Origin of the sequence: Collimonas sp. NPDC087041 (assembly GCF_044745265.1) — a bacterium.
GTDB lineage: Bacteria > Pseudomonadota > Gammaproteobacteria > Burkholderiales > Burkholderiaceae_D > Collimonas.
The window spans coordinates 193,575-209,926 of sequence record NZ_JBIUZX010000011.1; the positions used below are offsets into that span (position 1 = coordinate 193,575).

General features: G+C 55.3%; 19 protein-coding genes. 13 read left to right on the plus strand and 6 right to left on the minus strand.

Annotated features, from left to right (window positions below; translation table 11 throughout):
• Nucleotides 1-219: 219 nt before the first annotated feature.
• The 8 genes from ACIPF8_RS19525 to ACIPF8_RS19560 all read left to right on the plus strand — a co-directional run bounded on the left by ACIPF8_RS19525 (nucleotide 220) and on the right by ACIPF8_RS19560 (nucleotide 7,032).
• Nucleotides 220-960 (plus strand): GntR family transcriptional regulator, encoded by a 741-nt coding sequence (locus ACIPF8_RS19525; protein WP_400424136.1) that lies wholly within the window; start codon nucleotides 220-222, stop codon nucleotides 958-960.
• A 1-nt stretch (nucleotide 961) separates the two neighbouring features.
• Entirely contained in the window at nucleotides 962-1,741 is a 780-nt protein-coding gene (locus tag ACIPF8_RS19530; RefSeq protein WP_400424138.1) for a transporter substrate-binding domain-containing protein, read from the plus strand.
• 31 nt (nucleotides 1,742-1,772) lie between these two features.
• The gene (locus ACIPF8_RS19535) at nucleotides 1,773-2,453 is read left to right on the plus strand and encodes an amino acid ABC transporter permease (RefSeq protein WP_400424140.1); all 681 of its coding nucleotides are present in this window, start codon (nucleotides 1,773-1,775) and stop codon (nucleotides 2,451-2,453) included.
• Nucleotides 2,450-3,106: an amino acid ABC transporter permease gene (locus tag ACIPF8_RS19540; RefSeq protein ID WP_400424142.1), complete on the plus strand. Its 657-nt coding sequence runs from the start codon at nucleotides 2,450-2,452 to the stop codon at nucleotides 3,104-3,106. The genes ACIPF8_RS19535 and ACIPF8_RS19540 overlap by 4 nt, the downstream gene beginning before the upstream one ends.
• On the plus strand, nucleotides 3,087-3,815 hold the full coding sequence (locus ACIPF8_RS19545) for an amino acid ABC transporter ATP-binding protein (protein WP_400424143.1): 729 nt from the start codon (nucleotides 3,087-3,089) through the stop codon (nucleotides 3,813-3,815). Before ACIPF8_RS19540 ends, ACIPF8_RS19545 begins: the two co-directional genes overlap by 20 nt.
• A 482-nt stretch (nucleotides 3,816-4,297) precedes the next feature.
• The gene (locus ACIPF8_RS19550; protein ID WP_400424145.1) at nucleotides 4,298-4,816 is read left to right on the plus strand and encodes a hypothetical protein; all 519 of its coding nucleotides are present in this window, start codon (nucleotides 4,298-4,300) and stop codon (nucleotides 4,814-4,816) included.
• A 546-nt stretch (nucleotides 4,817-5,362) separates the two neighbouring features.
• Entirely contained in the window at nucleotides 5,363-6,418 is a 1,056-nt protein-coding gene (locus ACIPF8_RS19555) for an adenosine deaminase (RefSeq protein ID WP_400424147.1), read from the plus strand.
• Nucleotides 6,419-6,777: 359 nt separating this feature from the next.
• Entirely contained in the window at nucleotides 6,778-7,032 is a 255-nt protein-coding gene (locus tag ACIPF8_RS19560) for a DUF1488 family protein (RefSeq protein ID WP_061533927.1), read from the plus strand.
• Nucleotides 7,033-7,091: 59 nt separating this feature from the next.
• Here ACIPF8_RS19560 and ACIPF8_RS19565 read toward each other — a convergent pair whose 3' ends face one another.
• The gene (locus tag ACIPF8_RS19565; RefSeq protein ID WP_400424149.1) at nucleotides 7,092-7,532 is read right to left on the minus strand and encodes a multidrug/biocide efflux PACE transporter; all 441 of its coding nucleotides are present in this window, start codon (nucleotides 7,530-7,532) and stop codon (nucleotides 7,092-7,094) included.
• 109 nt (nucleotides 7,533-7,641) lie between these two features.
• Here ACIPF8_RS19565 and ACIPF8_RS19570 point away from each other — a divergent pair, with 109 nt between their 5' ends.
• Nucleotides 7,642-8,502: a LysR family transcriptional regulator gene (locus tag ACIPF8_RS19570; protein ID WP_400424151.1), complete on the plus strand. Its 861-nt coding sequence runs from the start codon at nucleotides 7,642-7,644 to the stop codon at nucleotides 8,500-8,502.
• Nucleotides 8,503-8,580: 78 nt separating this feature from the next.
• A complete protein-coding gene (locus ACIPF8_RS19575) occupies nucleotides 8,581-8,739 on the plus strand; it encodes a hypothetical protein (RefSeq protein WP_400424153.1) in 159 nt (52 codons plus the stop codon).
• A gap of 682 nt (nucleotides 8,740-9,421) precedes the next feature.
• On the opposite strand, the gene ACIPF8_RS19580 is transcribed toward ACIPF8_RS19575, so the two are convergent.
• From ACIPF8_RS19580 to ACIPF8_RS19590, 3 genes are all read right to left on the minus strand, one after another.
• Entirely contained in the window at nucleotides 9,422-10,480 is a 1,059-nt protein-coding gene (locus ACIPF8_RS19580; protein ID WP_400424155.1) for an oxidoreductase, read from the minus strand.
• A gap of 175 nt (nucleotides 10,481-10,655) precedes the next feature.
• Nucleotides 10,656-11,021, minus strand: a complete 366-nt coding sequence (locus tag ACIPF8_RS19585) for a hypothetical protein (protein ID WP_400424157.1) — start codon at nucleotides 11,019-11,021, stop codon at nucleotides 10,656-10,658.
• Nucleotides 11,022-11,102: 81 nt separating this feature from the next.
• On the minus strand, nucleotides 11,103-11,804 hold the full coding sequence (locus ACIPF8_RS19590; protein ID WP_400424159.1) for an aspartate/glutamate racemase family protein: 702 nt from the start codon (nucleotides 11,802-11,804) through the stop codon (nucleotides 11,103-11,105).
• 626 nt (nucleotides 11,805-12,430) lie between these two features.
• Between ACIPF8_RS19590 and sctC the strand changes: the two genes are divergently transcribed.
• From sctC to ACIPF8_RS19605, 3 genes are all read left to right on the plus strand, one after another.
• A complete protein-coding gene (sctC, locus tag ACIPF8_RS19595) occupies nucleotides 12,431-13,891 on the plus strand; it encodes a type III secretion system outer membrane ring subunit SctC (RefSeq protein WP_400424161.1) in 1,461 nt (486 codons plus the stop codon).
• A 250-nt stretch (nucleotides 13,892-14,141) separates the two neighbouring features.
• The gene (locus ACIPF8_RS19600; protein WP_400424163.1) at nucleotides 14,142-14,471 is read left to right on the plus strand and encodes a hypothetical protein; all 330 of its coding nucleotides are present in this window, start codon (nucleotides 14,142-14,144) and stop codon (nucleotides 14,469-14,471) included.
• Between the two features lie 210 nt (nucleotides 14,472-14,681).
• Nucleotides 14,682-14,900 (plus strand): hypothetical protein, encoded by a 219-nt coding sequence (locus tag ACIPF8_RS19605; RefSeq protein ID WP_400424164.1) that lies wholly within the window; start codon nucleotides 14,682-14,684, stop codon nucleotides 14,898-14,900.
• A gap of 112 nt (nucleotides 14,901-15,012) precedes the next feature.
• Here ACIPF8_RS19605 and ACIPF8_RS19610 read toward each other — a convergent pair whose 3' ends face one another.
• Both ACIPF8_RS19610 and ACIPF8_RS19615 read right to left on the minus strand, forming a co-directional pair.
• Entirely contained in the window at nucleotides 15,013-15,261 is a 249-nt protein-coding gene (locus ACIPF8_RS19610; RefSeq protein WP_082798063.1) for a hypothetical protein, read from the minus strand.
• 83 nt (nucleotides 15,262-15,344) lie between these two features.
• On the minus strand, nucleotides 15,345-16,085 hold the full coding sequence (locus tag ACIPF8_RS19615) for a 4'-phosphopantetheinyl transferase (protein ID WP_400424166.1): 741 nt from the start codon (nucleotides 16,083-16,085) through the stop codon (nucleotides 15,345-15,347).
• Nucleotides 16,086-16,352: the final 267 nt, after the last annotated feature.

The window sequence follows — 16,352 nt, forward strand, 5'->3', positions numbered from 1 at the left end:
ACGTCCGCCATTTTGCCATGTGCGGAGTACACGAATCATATTTTTTTGACATCTACGTCACGCCCGTAAACGTGCCAAAAAAGCGCAGCTACTCCCCTTTTTAGTGACAGTTCTTGGCATAAGATACCAATTTGGTGAACTGATACATCAATCTTGTATATCAGTTTGATGCACCAGCTGAGGCCGGCAGGCTGGCACACGAATTGCTGAGCCATCAATATGACCACCGCCACCAAATCCTCCGCCCAGATCGCCGAACGCATCACCGAAGCGATGCTGGCGCGCAAGCTGGCGCCTGGCACGCGGCTGGGAGAACAGCAATTGGCGGAACTGTTCGGCGTCAGCCGCACCCAGATCCGCGAAGCCCTGACCCGGTTGGTGACGCGCGGCATCGTCACGGTCAGCGCGCGGCGCGGCTGGTACGTGATCGAGCCGACCCTGGAAGATGCGCGTGACGCTTTCGAAGCGCGCCGGGTGCTGGAACTGGGGTTGCTGCGCCATGCGCGGCCGATCAGCGGCGATGCCATCCGCACATTGCGCCAGCACGTGGAACGCGAACAAGCGTCGCTTGATGGGGAAGATGTAGCGAACCGCAGCTTTTTGCTGGGCGACTTCCATGTCTGCCTGTGCGAATCGTTTGGCAATACCTTGCTGGCCGATACCCTGCGCGATCTCACTACGCGCACCACGCTGACCGCCATGCAGTACCAGTCTTCACATCATGCCAAGCAGTCCTGCGCCGAACATGTCGGTATCGTCGCTGCACTGGAAAACGGCGATCTGGCGCAAGCCGAACAACTGATGCACGAGCATCTGTGCAATGTCGAAGCCGGCCTCAATCATTCCGTCCGCAGCGATCCCCTGTCGCTGCTGCAAAAAGCATTGGCGCCATTGAACGACAGCGCCGCCCAGATCCATCAACCGTTATTTCCAACATCACCCCAGCTGAAGGAGTCTTAACATGAAATTCCCGAAAATTCTGCTCGCCATGTTCGCCGCAGCAGCCTTGTTCAGCACGACTGCACGCGCCGACGCGCTGGATGACATCGTCAAGAGCGGCGTGCTCAAAGTCGCGGTGCCGCAAGATTTCCCGCCGTTCGGTTCAGTCACCAGCGATCTCAAGCCACAAGGCCTGGATATCGATGTGGCGACGCTGATCGCCAAGAAGATGGGCGTCAAGATCGAACTGGTACCGGTGACCAGCGCCAATCGCGTGCCTTATCTGCAAACCAAGAAGGTCGACCTGATCATTTCCAGCCTCGGCAAGAATCCGGAACGTGAAAAAGTCATCGCCTTCAGCGACGCCTATGCACCGTTCTATAACGGCGTGTTTGGCGGCGCCGATCAACAGGTCCACAGCGCCGCCGACCTGGCTGGCAAGACTGTAGGCGTGACCCGCGGCGCGGTGGAAGACCTGGAACTGACAAAAGTCGCTCCAGCCAGCACCACCATCAAGCGCTACGAAGACAACAACGGCACCATCAGCGCTTTCCTGTCAGGCCAGGTGCAACTGGTTGCGACCGGCAACGTGGTTGCTGCCGCGATCATCGCCAAGAATCCACCGAAGAAGCCTGAAACGAAATTCCTGATCAAGAATTCGCCATGCTCGATCGGTCTCAACCTGGACGAACCAAAACTGCTCGCCAAAGTGAACGCCATCCTGGCGCAAACCAAGAAGGACGGCGAACTCAACGCGATCAGCGTGAAATGGCTGGGAATGCCGTTGCCTGCCAACCTGTAATCGGTCCTTCATTCCGGACATAAGGCAGCACATGAGCTACCACTTCGATTTCCTGGCGCCGTTCGACTACCCTGCCGTGCTGATCAAGGGCGTGCTGGTCACGATCGAACTGATCGCGATCGGCGGCGTGCTCGGCATCGCCGTCGGCATTTTCGCTGCCTGGGCCAAGACCCAGGGGCCGCGCTGGCTGCGGCCCTTGATCAACGCCTACGTTGAATTGATCCGCAACACGCCGTTCCTGATCCAGCTGTTCTTCATTTTCTTCGGCTTGCCAGGCATCGGCCTGCAGATCACCGAAATGGAAGCGGCAATATTGGCGATGGTGATCAACCTCGGTGCCTACAGCTGCGAGATCATCCGCGCTGGCATCGCCGCTGTCGCCCGCGGCCAGATCGAAGCTGGCTTGAGCCTGGCCATGACCCGACTACAGATTTTCCGCCACGTCATCCTGCCGCCTGCCTTGCAAAAAATCTGGCCGGCATTGTCGAGCCAGGTGGTGATCGTGATGCTGGGTTCGGCAGTCTGCTCGCAAATTGCAGTGGAAGAACTGGCGTATGCCGCCAATTTCATCCAGGGCCGCAATTTCCGCTCGTTTGAATCGTACCTGTTGTCTACCGCGATCTATCTGGTACTGGCGATCGGCCTGCGTCAACTATTGCGCTTGCTCGGCAACTGGCTGTTTGGTCGTCCTGTCGCCAAGGAGGCTACATGATTTCATTCTCGCTTTGGGATATCGTCCGCAACCTGTTGCTGGCGTTGCGCTGGACTGTGCTGCTGTCGCTGGCCTCGTTTGCGATGGGCGGCTTGCTGGGATTGATCGTACTGTTCCTCAGAACGTCAAAGCACGCGTGGCTGCGCACCATTACCAAGATGTACATCGAGCTGTTCCAGGGCACGCCGCTGCTGATGCAATTGTTCCTGGCTTTCTTCGGCCTGGCGCTGTTCGGCCTGGAAGTGCCGGCCTGGCTTGCTGCCGGGTTGGCGCTGACCTGCTGGAGCAGCGCTTACCTGGCTGAAATCTGGCGCGGCTGCGTCGCAGCAATCCCGCGCGGTCAGTGGGAAGCGTCGTCGTGCCTGGCGATGAGCTACATGCAGCAGATGCGCCATGTGATCCTGCCGCAAGCGCTGCGGATCGCGATTCCCCCGACGGTCGGCTTCAGCGTGCAGATCGTCAAGGGCACCGCGGTTACCTCCATCATCGGCTTCGTCGAATTGTCGAAAGCCGGCACCATGATCACCAACGCCACATTCCAGCCGTTCACCGTGTACGCGCTGGTGGCCCTTATGTATTTTGCGCTGTGCTGGCCACTGTCCAAATACAGCCAATCCCTGGAAAGGAAATTCAATGCCACTCATCGCCATTGATAACGTCAAGAAAAGCTTCGGCGACAACCAGGTGCTGAAAGGCATCCGGCTCGACGTCGAACCCGGCGAAGTGATTGCCATCATCGGCAAGAGCGGCTCCGGCAAAAGCACGCTGCTGCGCTGTATCAACGGCCTGGAAAGCATCGACGAAGGCAACATCAGCGTCGCCGGCTCGCATCTGGGCAAGACCGAACTGGAATTGCGCGCATTGCGGCTCAAGGTCGGCATGATCTTCCAGCAATTCAACCTGTTCCCACACCTGACGGTTGGCCGCAACGTGATGCTGTCGCCGATGATCGTCAAGGGTAGCAGCGAGAGCGAAGCGCGCAAGTCGGCAGAGGAAAACCTGGCGCGTGTCGGCTTGGCCGAGAAGTTCGACGCCTACCCTGACCAGCTGTCCGGTGGCCAGCAGCAACGAGTGGCGATTGCCCGGGCATTGACGATGCAGCCACAGGCGCTGTTGTGCGATGAAATCACCTCGGCGCTCGATCCGGAACTGGTGAACGAAGTGCTGACGGTGGTGCGCGGCCTGGCGGAAGAAGGCATGACGCTGCTGATGGTCACGCACGAGATGCGCTTTGCACGTGAAGTGTGCGATCGGGTAGTGTTCATGCATCAGGGAAAAGTGCACGAAATCGGACCGCCGGAAGAAATTTTTGCCAATCCAAAAACATTGGAACTGCAACAGTTTCTCGGCGCCTCGCACTAGAGACGCACTGATAAATTAAATTTTCTGAAGTGGAAATCGGGCGACGAGGCGATAAACAAATGCGGCAATAGAAAATGCCGCTTTGTTTAGCTGAACCACGGCCTTTTCAGTCGATTGGATGCGAAATGCTCGCGACGCACTTAGGGCTTCCGCGACCGCGAATAACCTGCCTATCAAAAACAAATTGCAACGTGTGATAGTTGCGCTGAGTTGCGCGGTATTCTTGTTGCCCGCACCAGCCCCCCCTCTCCGACAAGTGCAGATGATCGTATCGAAGACTTGGCGAATCAGTATTCAGAACAGCCAACCGTAGAGAACATTGCTCGATGAATGAATCAGTGTTTTCCTAATAAATGAAGCGATTCCTCGACTGCGTTTATTTCGACACTAACATCAACTGCGCGGTGGCAATGAACGGCGGGATTGACATCGCAAAATAATTTGAGATCACTTACTCGCCCTTCATTTCAAGAGGCCCAATCATGGCAATTGACACAAGCAATATCCCGAAGCCCACTCGAACTCTCCGATCGTATCTTTCAGAGGAAACATCAACGACAAACGCAGATACACGCACAACCTATTGCGATTTTAAAATCACAAATGTTGCCAGTAAAGAATTCAATCTCGCTATTAATTACAGTGCATGTTATGGCATTCAAGTGCATGATGAGATCGGTCCCGACGGCTTTAGGTGGTTCTCACTTAGTAATACACAAAAAAGCGCTTCGCCAGACCGGACGGTAGCTGTGTTCGGAATCCTGTTCTACGCAACACTTCCTGATGGCGTCTACGACCTGAACCCAAGCGACCCTGTGGCGGCCGTTTTCTCTCTCAAGGAGAATTTATATGATCCAGTAAGTGGCTATATGGAGATCAAAAGTAATGACACACACAAAGTCATCAAATTTGAAAGTATTCTGACCGGCGATCTTCCTGAATTGCCAACGGCGAAATTTGAAGGGGAAATAATGATGCCTTTGACTCCAGTCTTGCCTTGACAAAACCCGGATCAATCCAATTTTAAGCAATGTTTGATCTGCCGACCCAGAGGCGAACAAGTAGCGCTGCGAGAACTACTGATTTTGTAGCCGAAAAATCGCCTCTTCAAACGATCAGGACGCATTTAAGGTCTCAATAACCATAAGTCGCGTGCCTGCCAACTAGCGGCAGATGCATCTCCCGCAACTGTGCGGAATTCTTGTGCAGCTCCTCCTGCGCCATCACCTCCGGCGCTGCGCTCCGATTCAAATCGATATCGAAAAAAAACGAGAGTGGTTAGACTCTTAATTGAACGCGCCTCATTTGCGCTCGGAAGGCGCGTAAATCAAGAAATTGAAGAGATGTGATCGCAATTCTGTAAAATTGCCGATGTGGGCACGTTGTCATGCGAGTTGGGATATCCGTTCAAGCCAAGTTATAGACTCGCGAGGCCGAGGCGAACGAGTGCCCCATAAGGAAGGGCTTGCAGGCGTCGCATGCTGCGTGTTCGTACCTCAAAACTGCATGGCAACACGCCCTAGTCCCATCAACAAATGGAAGCACACATGAATTCAATCAGCACCACCCCGCCGCTCGCCGCCGACCTGGTCTCTTTCATCGAAGGTTTGCCGAAGGCGGAACTGCACCTGCATATCGAAGGCACGCTGGAACCGGAGTTGCTGTTTGCGCTAGCCCAGCGCAACAATGTCGCGCTGCCTTACGCGTCGGTGGAAGAACTGCGCGCCGCCTATGCCTTCACCGACCTGCAATCCTTCCTCGACCTGTACTATGCAGGCGCGGCAGTGCTGCAGACCGAACAGGATTTCTATGAAATGACGATGGCCTACATCGTGCGCTCACGCGCCGACAATGTGCGCCACGCCGAAATTTTCTTCGACCCGCAAACCCACACCGAACGCGGCATCGGCATCGATGTCGTGTTCTCCGGCATCGCCCGCGCCCTGCGCGAAGCGCGCGACAAGCATGGCTTCAGCAGCGCCATGATCATGTCGTTCCTGCGCCACATGTCGGAAGAAGAAGCATTCGCCACCTTGGAACAAGCCTTGCCGCTGCGCGCCGAATATCGCGACCTGTGGATAGGCATCGGCCTCGATTCCGCCGAGCGCGGCAACCCGCCGGAAAAATTCGCCCGTGTCTTCGCCCGTTGCGGCGAGCTCGGTTTCCATCTGGTGGCGCACGCTGGCGAAGAAGGCCCGCCGGAATATGTCCGCGACGCATTGGATATACTGCATGTGGAGCGCATCGACCATGGCGTGCGCAGCGAGGAAGATCCGGTCCTGATGAAACGGCTGGCGGCAGAACGCATTCCGTTGACGGTATGCCCGCTATCCAACCTCAAGCTGTGCGTGGTCGACGACATGCGCAAGCACAACCTGGCGCGCCTGCTGCACGCCGGCCTGGCGGTGACCGTCAACTCCGACGATCCGGCCTACTTCGGCGGCTACATGAATGCCAACTTCCTGGCGGTAGCGGCATCGCTACGCTTGAGCCGCACCGAACTGGTGATGCTGGCGCGCAACAGTTTCGAGGCGACTTTCCTGCCACCTGCAGCCAAGCAGCAGTTGTTGCTGGAGCTGGATGGCTACTGCATGGCGCACTAAACCACCAATCCTCCAGCAACCTCTTTAAAAACCCGTCTCATCGTTTCGGTGAGACGGGTTTTTCATATTTAATCCGATAAACAAAAAAAAGCCCGCAGAACCTTGCGGTTGCGGGCTGAATCCAAACCTAGGAGGTGTTGGAGGAGACAGGGCGAACTATAGCAATCCACCCTTTGCCTGTATGCTTTATTGTTCACATACCTGATATTCGACAGGTATATAACAAGTCCTGGCGTCAATGCGGCGCGGTATTATCCTTGCCAGCCAGCGTGTTTCCGTGCAACATGGGGAGGCAGCCAGATAGCCTGCTCTATCGATCCCGTCTGACTCTGCGCAACCGTATTATCGTGGAGACCATGATGGACAACGTACTTGCCGCACCTCGCCTGACCAACGCCGGCATCCTGTTTTCGGTAGTAGTCGAATTCCAGCAATACCAGTGCCTGGTGCCCCGAGCCACTCTCTCGGATCTGTCGCATTCGAAGGATCCGAAACTCGACCTGCTCGGCACCTATCGGGCATTCCAGACCAAGATCGAAGGCGTCGCACGACGACTGATCGGCGCCGGTATTGTCGGCAAGCCGCTGGTTATCGGCAGCGGCTACTTCCAATAATCCCCTAGCTGGATCTACTGTTGAATCGCATCGCGTGACCAACGGCACGCGATGTCGGCTTACGCGTTGAGCAATCCGCGCCGCTTCAGCATTGCCTCGCGCAATTTGTCGTACACGAGGTTGAACACGAAGGTGTAAGGCAAGAAGAAAAGGACCAAGCCGATATCGAGAATCAAAGCGTCGAGCAGGCTCATGTCTAGCCACCATGCGACAAGCGGCACCACGGTCGCCACCAGACCGGCTTCAAATGCTATAGCGTGCACCACCCGCATGCTCATGGTGCGGACCAGCCGCCAATGCCGCTCGACGCGGTCGAACAGCGCATTGAAAATCATGTTCCAGGTCATCGCGACCAGTGAAATCATCAAAGTCAGCAGGCCCGCGTGCGCCATCGGCACCTTCATGACCCATGCCAGTATCGGCGCGGTAATCGCTACTGCCAGCACTTCAAAAATCAGCGCGTGGGTAGCGCGCTCGATCCAGGTTTTCTTGATATTCATATTGCCTCCGTTGTTTCGCGTGTATCCAATGAGGCTATTTTCTTCGTTTATTCTGATACTATCAAAGTAGTAATCATCGGATAAACCGATACATTAGAGCGAAATCGCCATGCGCCATTCCCTGGAAACCCTGTTCATGTTCGTCGAAGCCGCCACCCAAGGCTCGTTTTCGGCGGCGGCGCGCAAACTCGGCAAACAGCAATCCACCGTCAGCGAAGCAATTGCCAATTTGGAGATAGACCTCGGCCTGTCCCTGTTCGATCGCAGCACCCGCCGCCCCACCCTGACCGAACAAGGCCGGGCGATGCTGGTGCATGCGCAGCAGGTGATCGAAGCCAGCGACCGCCTGGAACGTTCGGCACACAGGCTGGCCGGCGGACTGGAACCGCAACTGACCTTGGTCCTGTCCGACACTTACCAGTCGGACCGCTTCGAACTGATACTCACCAGTTTCGAACAGCGCTACCCCGAACTGGAGCTGGAATGCATGATTGCGGAGCGCAACGACGTCGTGTCGCTGGTGCAGGAAGGACGCGCCAACCTCGGACTGGTGGCAGCGCAGCCGGATTATCCGCCGGATATCGGCTTCGAATCAGTACCCGACCGCTCCGCCATCGGCTTGTATGTCGGCAAACAGCACCCGTTGGCCAAAGCCGAGCACATCACCACCGACATGCTGCACAGCGCCCGTGAATTACGGTTAAGTACTTATGTCGACGATGTCGTGCAACGCCGCCGCGGCAAATGCTGGACCGCATCCAGCTACCTGCTGCTACTGGAAATGACGGAGCTGGGCTTCGGCTGGGCCGAATTGCCGTATTGGCTGGCCAAACGTTTTGCCGCCAACAGCCTGCTGGAACTGCAGGTGCGCGGCTGGCCGAAAAGCATACAGGTCGACGCTGTGTGGTCGCGCCAGCGTGGACTGGGGCCGGCTGGCAGCTGGTTGCTGGATACCCTGATGGCGCGCTGAAACCACACGCCTGCAGAAAAAGGGATATCTGGCGCGAATTTTGCTGTAATCGGATAACCCTTTTGAAAGCGACAAAAAATGTTAGTCATCCTCGCCTCCGCCAGCTTCGCCACCGTGCTCGCCATTTTCCTGTTGCGCAAGGAACTCAAGACGCGCGGCTTCCTGTCTAGCTACAACCGCAATGCGCGCTCGGATGCCAGGCTACAACGCGGCCGGACCACCAAATCGCACCTGTAGCACGGTTGGCAGCATCGGCAGCAAATATGCGCCACTTTGCGGCGCTGATTGAGAGCGCTCGCCAAGCGCATTCACGCAATCCGACAGTCTCACGCCTTTGCCATGGACAAAAAAAAGCCCGCTGTACCTTGCGGCGCGGGCTGAATCCAAACCATAGGGGTTGGAGGAGACGAAACAACTATATTCCAAAATATGATGCACTGCAATATAGTAAAAATACGGTATAGAAACAAAAAAACCTGCGACCGTTAGGTAGGCAGGTTTTTTATATTCATCAATACAGGAGAAGATTCCCGAAACCCAGTCCTATCTGGAAAGTGGCCCCGACGTGTGACGAATCTACTCTTGTATTGACGCTTTTTGCACAAATCATCTTATGCGATTCGTGAATTATGCGCCCTACTGAGTTATAACGCAAGATATATCGTAGTCGTTGCTACATATTTACAACACCTGCTGTGCAACCCGACTTCCCCGCCCGCCTCTTCATTTCCACAACGTAAAAAAAAGCCCGCTAGACCTTACGGTGCGGGCTTGAATCCAAACCTTAGGAGGTGTTGGAGGAGACAGGTGTAACTATATCGAGCTGATCGTTGATCGACTACTTTATTTAACGCATATCAGTTATTCATGCAAATGATAGCGCTATCACTACCGTCCCCACCCGATACCGAACCACAGCCTAATCCTTTGCAACAGCAAACCTCAACCGGCGCCCATCAACGGCGCTCTGGCGCGCCAGATCGAGGATTTCCAAGACAGTTACCGCATCGCTGGCAGTGACAGGAGACGGTGAACCATCCTGGATAGATGCCGCTACCATTCGATAAAACTCTTGATACGCGCCATCCAGTGTCGCCAATTCGCCACGCACATCGAGTTCGCCATCAACTTGCCGGATGATCCCGGGCAAGTTTTTGCCCCACCCCTGCTGTCCAGGACGCAGACCGGCCTTGAGTTGATCCTCCTGGACATCGAGCCCTGCCTTCAGATAACTGCCGCGAGTGCCGTGCACGGTAAAGCGCGGCGCCTCCAGTGCACTTAGCGCGCTTGCGTGCAATACGACCTGCTTGTCGGCGTAGCCAAGTTGCAAGTGCACATAATCGTCTGCCTTGGCGCCATCGCGATAGGCGCCGACGGTCGCACTGACGGTTTCCGGCACGCCGAACAGCGCCAACGCCTGGTCGACCAGGTGCGGCCCAAGGTCATACAACAAACCGCCGCCGCTATCGGCGTTTTCCCGCCAGCGTTGCCGCACCTCCGGCCGGAAACGGTCGAAATGCGACTCGAAATGCGTGATGCGACCAAGCCGCCCGCTGGCTACCAGCGCCTGCACGGTACGGAAATCGCCATCCCAACGACGGTTATGAAACGGCGCCAACAACAGCTTGCGCTGACTTGCGATGCCCGCCAGGGTGCGTGCATCCGCCGCATTCAAGGTGATCGGTTTGTCGACCACGACGTGCTTGCCGGCTTCGAGCGCTCGCTGCGCAAACTCAAAATGAGTGTCGTTTGGTGTGGCGATGACCACGCACTCTATGCCGGAATCGGCCAGCATCGCATCGAGATCGGCGTAGATGCGCGCTGCCGGCCAATCACCGGCGGCACGCTCGGCCTGACTGCTGACAATAGCGGCGACCGCAGTACGTCCGGAATGGCCGATCAACGGCGCATGAAAAGTCGCGCCGGCAAAGCCGTAACCGACCAGGCCGACTTGCAATAAAGAATTCGTTTTTTCCATGGATCGCTTCGTAAGTTGCTGCATGTCAATCACGCTGCAAACTCATACTTTTCAAAAAGTTACCCACAGAAATTGTGGACAGTCCTGTGGATAACCATCAAGAAATTTAATCAAGTATTTGATTTATATAGGTTTTTACCAAGCGCCTAAGGTTAGTACTCGGTGCGTAACTTAATCAGGCAGCCGATGAGTCAATATCAGCCAGCGATTCCCGCCCTTTTTCAGTGATATCGAAGCCATCGCCGCCAGCCCGGGGGCTGATGTGGCCTTTCTTTCCGAGGAACATAGCAACGTCGGCCGCCAGCTTCGCGCCTGGGTCATTCGCCACGGCACGCAAACCATCGATGCAATTCCTGATGAACAGGGTCTGCTTGCCCTTGTCGGTCAGCGACAGGGTGCCATTGCGTTCATGTGAGATGTACTTCAGGCCGATCAGGCGCTTGGTATTGCGCGCGACACATGCACTCACCCGTCCGTGTTGCGGCCCGCTGCCGATTTGCCCCAAGGCGTCGAATTCATCTCTTGTCAAAACATCGTTCATTACTGCGTCCTCTGAAAATACTGCCAATACCGGCGTCGGCCCCCATGGTACGCGCCGCGACCGATCGCAGCAAGGCAGACGCTAGTCATCCACCCTCAGCGCAAAGTCGACCGCCGCTTGCGCATGCAATGCCGTCGTATCGATCAACGGCAGCTTGCTGTCCTCCGGCTTGACCAGCAGACTGATCTCGGTGCAGCCGAGAATGACAGCCTCGGCGCCACGCTCAGCCAATGCAGCGATGACCTGCTGATAAACTTTTCGGGATGCATCGCGCACCACGCCGACGCACAATTCATCGTAAATGATTTTATGCACGGCTTCGCGCTCCTCTGGCGACGGCACCAGCACAGTCAAACCGTGCCGCTCGGTGAGTCGCTCCCGCAGAAACGGCTGCGTCATCGTAAAGCCGGTGCCCAGCAGCCCTACGGTGCGTGCTCCCGACTGCGTTGCGGCACGCCCCGCCGGATCGGCGATGTGCAAAAACGGGATAGGCACCGCAGCCTGGATACGGTCGGCCATGAGGTGCATCGTATTCGTGCACAGCACGATGCACTCGGCGCCGCCCGCATGCAATCGCCGCGCGGCATCCTCCAGCAGCAACGCCGCGTCATCCCAACGCCCTTCATGCTGGGCACGCTCAATGGGACCGAAATCGACGCTGTACATCAGCAGTTGCGCCGACCGTAGCGGCCCCAGGCGCTCACGCACCAGTTGATTGATGATCCGGTAGTACTCAAGGCTGGATTCCCAGCTCATGCCGCCGATCAGGCCTATTGTGCGCATACCATCCTCCTCGCGCAATCGTGCGCATATTGTTGAAAGTATCGCATGCCATCGCCTACGGTTGATCACCGACGACCAGCAGACTTGCTCTATTTCCCAATGAAAGAAGCGTGTTTGCAGGTCCGAACGCCTTCAAGCCGTCGCATACCGCACAAGATAAATCAACGTCATTAGTGCCCCCACGATTACCCGTTACCAAGAAAACGAGAAGCGATGGCCAGCCGCATTCTTACCCACGGCCACATTACCTAATCGAAGGTTCTCTTTGCGCATACATCAATTTCAGCGGGCATCTAAAAATTTAAGACACCCCCTATATCTCCGAATGCCGATGACGATAAAAATCGAGTGATTGAAATTTAACAAATACAGTCAGAGCCACGTCGTAAAACACCAAGCGGCATACTCGGGGACAGAGAATGAAAAGGCAACTCACAACGATATCCGGCAACGCCGTCAAGGCGCTCCTTTTCCTATCTATTGCTACACTGCAGCTCGGGTTCGCGGGAACACCAGCGCATGCCGCGTCATTACCGGCGACAAAAAGCAAACAAGTCGAAATCACAGTACACGATCAGAATTTACCCGATCTGCTCAGGACCATTTTTGGCAATAATCAGATACCGTTGATTATCAGCCCGCAAGTTAGCGGCAACATCAGCGGGAATTTCAACCAGCCGCTCGAGTCGCTGCTGAACGATCTGTCGTCCAGTTTTGGTTTCACCTGGTTCTACGACGGCCATATTCTGTATATCAATTCGCTGTCTGAGATCAGCAGAAGGACAATCAGCTTATCCTCTGACAAATTTGACCGCATGCACATGCTGTTGAAAGATTTTCACCTGGACGAACCGCGCTTTTCAATTCGTTGGATGGCTCCGGAAAATAGTCTTCTGGTTGCCGGCCCTCCCCGCTATCTGAGCGCGGTCGAAGAATTGGCGCAGATGGTTGATTCCGCAGAAGAAAACAAGCAATCTCCGATGACCGCCAAGATCTATCGCCTGCAGCATGCCTGGGCCAAGGATATCAAGAACGGCCAAGCCGACAGTGTGATTCCCGGCGTGGCCAGTTTACTGAAAAACATCATGAAAGTGCGCCAGCAGACGCAGTTGCCTGAGAGCGCGGCCGCACCAGTCAAAACGCAAGGCGTAAGACAGGTTGGCAGCGACGTAATCACTCTGCCCATTGCCAGCCAGCCATCGGCATACGCCACTTCCCTGCTTGCAGAAGAAGATCTCATTCAAGGCAATGAGCCGCGCATAGAAGCCGATCCCCATATCAACGCCGTCATCGTACGCGACACCTCGGCCAGGATGGGCATGTACGACAAGCTGATCAAGCAGCTCGATGTCAAAAACGATCTAGTCGAGATCGAAGCCACGGTCATTGACCTGGATGCGGAAAACTCGGAAAAAATTGGCGTCAACCTGCGTTCGTTCAATGAGGGACATCACGACCTGTCCAACGGATCGACCACAACCGGCAACAACGCCGCCACCAACCTAAGCGCTATCGCCAACACATTCATCGACAATCGGGCCGGTCTGATCACCTCGGTTTTGTTCGGCGACAGCCGGCGCTATTTCTCGCTCACACTGGATGCACTGATACGCCGAGGCGACGCGAGAATCGAGAGACGTCCGCGCGTCGTGACCCTCGACAATACCGAAGTAGTGCTGAAAAACCAGCAGGACTTGTTCGTGAGCGTTGCCGGCCAAGACAACGCCAACCTGTATCGGCTGGCGGCAGAGCTAATCTTGCTAATCACTCCGCAAATCATCAAAGAGGACAGCTCAGACAAGATCAAGCTGCTAGTGACAATCGAGGATGGCGCGATTTCCAACACGGCACAAGTCGACCAGATTCCCGTTGCTTCCCGCAAGAGAATCAACACACAGGCCGTCATCAACGCGGGCGACAGTCTATTGATTGGCGGTTACATCGTCGACGAAACCACAGTCGACAATTCGAAAATTCCTCTACTGGGAAACATTCCATTGGTGGGCCGACTGTTCCAGTACAAATCTGAAAAGAAACGCCAGATTGAACGCATGATCATGATCACGCCACGTCTGGTCAATCCCTGAGAAGGTGTACTCAACGCGAATCCGGGAAATTACAAAATAGAGTCAATGTTCAACGAATTGCAAAGCGAGATCGTTGATCTCCAATGCAGTACAAGCACCGCGCAGAAAAACTTATTTGTGCACTTGAAGTATTGCCAGAATCAATGCACAAGGTTGTGACGCGCGGCCGCCAAAGATACTTGGAAAATGGAGCAAGTCCTTGGAACCTTTACTGAACCTGGAAAGCAGACATCGCCTGTGGTGGCATGCCTTGATTGCGATCAATCAACGGCACTGGGAGCACGCCGAACTGATCTTGTCTGCGCTATCTCCAGACCCCGATCCCTCGCTCGATAAAAAGATCGTCGCGACGCGCTGGTTTCTTCTGTGGCGCCGCGATGGCTCAACACTCGCGATCGAGAAAATTACAGCGCTGAAGATCGGCTGCCAATACATCGAAGCCGGCACCGTCATCGATTACTTGCTCATGCTGATCAACATTGATCGCGGCTTGATCGGATCGGCTCTGGATAAAACCAATGCCCCGGCAGATACCAACAATCCGCATGCCTTCTGGTTTGGTCACTCGCTCGGGCATTAGTTGCAACCCACATTATTCAATATTGGCGAACGGTCCAAAGGAAGTGAGATACCACGATCCAGCAGGTGATTGAAAATACCTTCTACGGAATAAATAAAATATTCGAGCCAGACACGCTAGCCAATCACCATGTACAGTCTTTCGTCAAAATCGCAATCAATATGGTATTGTTACTTCCGGCATGCCAACCTCAATCATAAGGAGACTCATATGGACTTGATAGAAAAGTTCGATGCGAAAGACAAATCAGGAAATGGCTATCATGTCGAAGGGTATGAAAGCCCGATTGAAATTGCCGCGGCTGGCGGCGTCGTCAGTTCCATGCCGGGACCGAGGACTTACCGGCTGGCCGATGGGCGGGCGTTGACGCAGATTACCGATGGGAAATTTGTGATCGTCCAGACCGGCGATAAAATTTATCGGATTTAAACACCATCAAGACAAACGCAAAAAGCCTGCCTCCATATGGACGCGGGCTTTTTTATTGATGTTGTTTTAATTATTGCTATTTGGTGAACAGATTTACTTGGGGGGTGCTCCGTCAAGCTCGCCCACCCTCGCGCAGAGTTCTGATCAGCAGATCGGCCATGCTGTTGCTGTCGAATTCGCGGAAGCCGCGCTGATATACCAGGGCGCCGACCGCAATCAGTCGATACAGCTCTTCTTCGGTGAGCTTGTATGACAATTTCGCAATCTCGTTGGCGAACATCTGCACTATTTCGTCGTCACTGGTGAGCGGCACCTGGCAACTGGCCCTGCCCCACATCTCGATGATTTTCGATGCTTTCATAAACACCTCCCGGGGCTTTTCAGTATAGATGCCGATCAGCAAATATCCAGCCCCGCAGGCCCATCTTTTTCGTTATTGCGAAGTCATCCGGACACGGTCGCCGGCGCCAGACTAGATGGCGGTAACAGGCATAGTGTCACAATATTATTATTTAAATAATTCACACGAATCGGATAGCGGCTGCCCTTGCTGCATTGCGGTGAGAGTGTCGTCGCCAGTTGCAACGTAAGGGCATCGTGTGCCGGCTGGAGCGCGCACACTTCCGCATCCAGGAAATCGAAATATCTGCCGACATACGGATACAGCGCTTTGAACAGACTTTCCTTGGCTGAGAAAACCACCGTCAGCCAGCGTTCGAGAGACATTCCGGCGGCGCTGCCAATGGTCAGCTCCGCGGGTGTCATCAGATAAGGCACTAACGGTTGCGCCGCATCGTGATCGAGGAGGCGTTCGATATCGATGCCGATACCGCCCCAATCCCGGCTTGCTGCCGCTACAGCGAGCGCCTGGCCGTCGCCATGGCTGATTGAGCCGACGAAGCCTTCAGGCCAGAGCGGCGCCCTGTGCTGCCCGATGGGCAGGGTTTCCCGTCCACCGTAGCCTAGCGCCTGCAGGGCCTGCATTGCACAGCATCTGCCGGCAGCGAATTCGACCTTGCGCTTCAACACTGCGTTCGCCAAACCGGGCGGCAGCACGATACCGCCCTGCTCCAGCAGCGCCAGTTGCCCGGGATTGACCAGATAATGCAAACCGGCCTGGCGAATCGTTGCCGGCAAGTCTGAAAATAGCAAGGGCGAAGCGGCTTGTGCGGCAGAAATCGACATATTCAGCTGGATGGATGGACGACGCCAGACAAGCCCCGTGACGGCAGGATCGCGCTTTTATGGCTATCGGAAAGAGCCATTATAGCGTTCATGTTATTGCATCAGCGACAAGCGTTTGCAACGCAAAAAAGCAAAAACCCGCACACCTTGCGGTTGCGGGTCAGTCAATGGATATGAATCTGGTGCCGGTGATCGAGGCTACCGGCAAGCCTGTCGATGCGCTGGCCACTCACGGACCAGGCAGCTCCCACAAGCGGGTTGCAGCTG

What these genes read in the sequence shown, in the direction of transcription:
- ACIPF8_RS19585 (WP_400424157.1), bottom strand. Translation starts at nt 11,021, where the DNA reads ATGAACGATGTTTTGACAAGAGATGAATTCGACGCCTTGGGGCAAATC.
- ACIPF8_RS19525 (WP_400424136.1), top strand. Translation starts at nt 220, where the DNA reads ATGACCACCGCCACCAAATCCTCCGCCCAGATCGCCGAACGCATCACC.
- ACIPF8_RS19550 (WP_400424145.1), top strand. Translation starts at nt 4,298, where the DNA reads ATGGCAATTGACACAAGCAATATCCCGAAGCCCACTCGAACTCTCCGA.
- ACIPF8_RS19560 (WP_061533927.1), top strand. Translation starts at nt 6,778, where the DNA reads ATGGACAACGTACTTGCCGCACCTCGCCTGACCAACGCCGGCATCCTG.
- ACIPF8_RS19555 (WP_400424147.1), top strand. Translation starts at nt 5,363, where the DNA reads ATGAATTCAATCAGCACCACCCCGCCGCTCGCCGCCGACCTGGTCTCT.
- ACIPF8_RS19605 (WP_400424164.1), top strand. Translation starts at nt 14,682, where the DNA reads ATGGACTTGATAGAAAAGTTCGATGCGAAAGACAAATCAGGAAATGGC.
- ACIPF8_RS19615 (WP_400424166.1), bottom strand. Translation starts at nt 16,085, where the DNA reads ATGTCGATTTCTGCCGCACAAGCCGCTTCGCCCTTGCTATTTTCAGAC.
- ACIPF8_RS19530 (WP_400424138.1), top strand. Translation starts at nt 962, where the DNA reads ATGAAATTCCCGAAAATTCTGCTCGCCATGTTCGCCGCAGCAGCCTTG.
- ACIPF8_RS19580 (WP_400424155.1), bottom strand. Translation starts at nt 10,480, where the DNA reads ATGGAAAAAACGAATTCTTTATTGCAAGTCGGCCTGGTCGGTTACGGC.
- ACIPF8_RS19610 (WP_082798063.1), bottom strand. Translation starts at nt 15,261, where the DNA reads ATGAAAGCATCGAAAATCATCGAGATGTGGGGCAGGGCCAGTTGCCAG.
- ACIPF8_RS19540 (WP_400424142.1), top strand. Translation starts at nt 2,450, where the DNA reads ATGATTTCATTCTCGCTTTGGGATATCGTCCGCAACCTGTTGCTGGCG.
- ACIPF8_RS19575 (WP_400424153.1), top strand. Translation starts at nt 8,581, where the DNA reads ATGTTAGTCATCCTCGCCTCCGCCAGCTTCGCCACCGTGCTCGCCATT.
- ACIPF8_RS19535 (WP_400424140.1), top strand. Translation starts at nt 1,773, where the DNA reads ATGAGCTACCACTTCGATTTCCTGGCGCCGTTCGACTACCCTGCCGTG.
- ACIPF8_RS19545 (WP_400424143.1), top strand. Translation starts at nt 3,087, where the DNA reads ATGCCACTCATCGCCATTGATAACGTCAAGAAAAGCTTCGGCGACAAC.
- ACIPF8_RS19590 (WP_400424159.1), bottom strand. Translation starts at nt 11,804, where the DNA reads ATGCGCACAATAGGCCTGATCGGCGGCATGAGCTGGGAATCCAGCCTT.
- ACIPF8_RS19570 (WP_400424151.1), top strand. Translation starts at nt 7,642, where the DNA reads ATGCGCCATTCCCTGGAAACCCTGTTCATGTTCGTCGAAGCCGCCACC.
- ACIPF8_RS19565 (WP_400424149.1), bottom strand. Translation starts at nt 7,532, where the DNA reads ATGAATATCAAGAAAACCTGGATCGAGCGCGCTACCCACGCGCTGATT.